3 protein-coding genes are annotated in these 3,372 nt (G+C 29.4%); all 3 read right to left on the reverse strand.

Going from position 1 to position 3,372, the window contains the following annotated elements; genetic code table 11:
• Nucleotides 1-114 precede the first annotated feature (114 nt).
• Nucleotides 115-699, reverse strand: a complete 585-nt coding sequence (locus B2671_RS06295) for a recombinase family protein (RefSeq protein ID WP_346869640.1) — start codon at nt 697-699, stop codon at nt 115-117.
• Nucleotides 700-1,120: 421 nt separating this feature from the next.
• Nucleotides 1,121-1,483 (reverse strand): hypothetical protein, encoded by a 363-nt coding sequence (locus B2671_RS06300; RefSeq protein WP_346869641.1) that lies wholly within the window; start codon nt 1,481-1,483, stop codon nt 1,121-1,123.
• 184 nt (nt 1,484-1,667) lie between these two features.
• Nucleotides 1,668-3,113, reverse strand: a complete 1,446-nt coding sequence (locus tag B2671_RS06305; protein ID WP_346869648.1) for a thiol-activated cytolysin family protein — start codon at nt 3,111-3,113, stop codon at nt 1,668-1,670.
• Nucleotides 3,114-3,372 lie beyond the last annotated feature (259 nt).

A 3,372-nucleotide genomic window follows, 5' to 3' on the forward strand; every position in this document is an offset into this window, starting at 1 on the left:
GCTGCTTAACTATTCCATTTTTTGTAACTGTTCGTGTTTTAAAATGGTCTTTTTGTCATGCCAATTTTTAAAGAAATAATTTTTAAACTTTTTACTTGACTATAACTAGCTGGTCTATAGTTTTCTTTTGTTAACTTCCCTTATAAGGGTACTTTTACTTATTCCTGTAATTTCTGCAACTTCCGTATAGCTAGAATTACCACCATTTACTACCAGCATTCCTAAGGCATGTTCTATCTGCTTAGGACTATGCTTTTTAGGTCTACCTTCTTTAAATCCTGGTTTTGTTTTTGCTATTGCTTTACCACTTTGAGTACGTTCTATTATCATAGCTCTTTCAAATTCTGCAAAGGCAAGTAGATTAGTTACTATTAATCTTCCCATTGGTGTATCTTCAATTAAACCCATATTAAGAATATGGATTTTAACCCCCTTACCCATTAACTTATCTATATACTGTAATCCCTCTTTTGTTGTTCTACAGAATCTATCGAGCTTAGTTACAACCAAAGTATCTCCAGGTTCTATATCATCTAATAATTTATTAAATACATATCTGTCTTTAGCTGCACTATAACTTTCCTCAATTATTTTAGCATTAGAATATCTATCTAATATATTCTTCCTTTGATCCTCTATTGAATTACCTTCTAATTGTCCCTTGGTTGATACTCTTATATATCCTATAATATTACCCACATAATCACCTTACTTTTGAATATTAGTTTTGACACTGCTTTATATATTGAGTATAGGTTATTCCTTAAGTGGTGTCAATACTGTTAAGTTTTGACACCTAACTAATAAACTTAACTATTATGAAGCCTACATCGTTGGATTTCATAATAGTTTTTTCTCACCATAAAAACACAACTGCTATAAGTAACACACACTTCCTGACAACATTATAAAAGCTTAATTCTTTATAATGTTAATTAACTATATTCTCACATTTATAAATATAATTGGACATCTTGTTTCTCATATTGTATTATGATACATATAACGTAATTAAGGAGAATTTATGTATGAATACTTTTAGAAAAGTGAAATCTTTATTTTCCGTATTATTAATAATTCTGATTATATTTTCATCCTACCTCTATTCTTGTAGTAACACTCAATCTATAAATTTTTCAATATTTATAACGCTTATGGCTGCCTTACTTGGATTTATTGATGGCTTAGAATATATAATCATAAAAAAATCCACCAAAATAGGATATCTAATTTGCACATTATCCATTATTCTTCCTATTCCAATTATAATTTTAACAAATGCTATATCATAAAAATAATTAATTTCTCTTACTGATGTATGTTTACTAAACGTAAATCTTATCGTACTATCGCACTCTTCATCAGTTAATCCTATTGCTTTTAACACATGAGATTGCATCAATAAATTTTCAGAACAAGCAGAACTAGATGATACATATATATTTTTGCTATCGAGCAACATCTTAAATATTATACCATTCATATTATCCAACTTATGTATATCTTTAAATGATAAACACTCAACAAGTGCTACGCACATATATCCGCAGGATCTAATTAATGAAATTAAAATAGAAACAGGTAAAGCTATCAATAAAATATAAAAAGAGCCATCTTTTGTTATGGTTTGTTTTTTAACTTACCATAGTAAAAGATGGCTCTGATAATTAATGACTAATATTAGCTGTTGGATATAGTGTAGTTCCTCCAATTGAAACATTTATTTCATTTGTCAATGGAACATTATATTCATCAATAATTGTTCTCCACCATTCCCAAGCGAGTCCGGTACACTCTCTTGCATAAATTCTTATATTTTTTGCATTAGCTGGCAGTGGAATTACTGTAGAGTAATGAGCTGTTTTGTCCTCCCAACTTCCATCCCATCTCTTATGTTCCAGTACCTCTTGTCCACTCTCATCATAAGAAATTTCATCCCATGATATATCAAACTGGGCAACATATGCACCATAATGGTCAAGGTTTATTTTCCCTTTAGAATATTCAGTAGATGTAGTTTCAATATAATCTGTTTTGTTATGAACTGCTGCAACTGAATTATCTTTTAAGAATACACTTGTATATGATATAGGATATGCTGGATTTTTAGGATTAAATTCAGCATTATTTTTAATTACATTTCGTATTTCTTCAAAATCCTTTGTAATAATCTTGTTATGTTCCTTAGAATCTCCACCTAATACAACGGCAGTATATGAGCTTTCTTCAAAAATATCATTATATTTTGATTTGGTTTCTACGCTGTTATCATTAAGTAATGCTTTAAATGCAGCTTGTACATCTTTGCTCTTAGATGTTGTTTCTAATTTTACATAAATTGTTCTACCATAGGCTACATTTGATACCATAACAGGTGGTGCTGAATTACTTACTCCTTTACGGGTTAATTCTTTAAAAGTAACACTATCATCAAAAATATCTGATGGATTGTTAGGAAGCTCTGCACTTACAGTATAGAATATTTGTTTATATGCGGCAACCATAACTTTCTTTTCTCCATTTGAAATTGCATCAAAATCAATTCCAAGTGAACCATTCATAACTTTAGCGTTAACATTCAGAGCAGTTGATAGCTGAGATTTGCTATAAACCATAGATTCTGAGTATTGCATTCTTGCAGGCAGTGTATGTGTTGTTGAATATTTTTCATTCCAAGTAGATATTAACCCGTCTATTTCTCCAGACACATTAGCATATGTTGGATTTTCAACTGTTACTGTATTTTCTTTTTTCATACCTGGTAAATCTATACTAATATTTAAAGGTTTTCTTTTACACACCAATAAATTAGGTTGGTTTTCAACAAAACCATTATCAGCAAGTTGCAATGCTCCAGGATATGTGCGATCAGTCATGGAATCAATAATAGAAATATCTACTGGTGAAGTTGTAAGTGATTTTTTATTACGTTTAACTACTACAAATTTGTCTTTTGACTTTAACCCTTCTTTAGGAACAAAACTTTCTATACTATCACCATTTGATGCCAAGATTTGATTTTTATCATAACTTAATTTTGCTATACCATTATCAATACCTTTAGATGGACTAGGTTGACTTACTGATTTAGGTGCAGGCACTTCAGCAAAGATGTTAATTGGCTGTTGAATAATACAAAAACCAATTAACAGGCATATTAATACTTTAAACCTTTTTGCATAATTTAAGAATTTCACACTAGTTGCCCCCTTTTTTAATATATTAATTAATGTTCTTTATGAACAAATATCATTATTTCTGCTATTATTTTATATTTGTTCATATTATACAATATATTATCGGTATAATAAACGTTAACATTAATAGTGAAAATAGATTCGAAGCTTAAAATAAAAAACTTAAATGCTAAAC

The sequence above is a fragment of the Clostridium sp. UBA5119 genome (assembly GCF_002414285.1).
GTDB classification, from domain to species: domain Bacteria; phylum Bacillota; class Clostridia; order Clostridiales; family Clostridiaceae; genus Clostridium_J; species Clostridium_J sulfidigenes.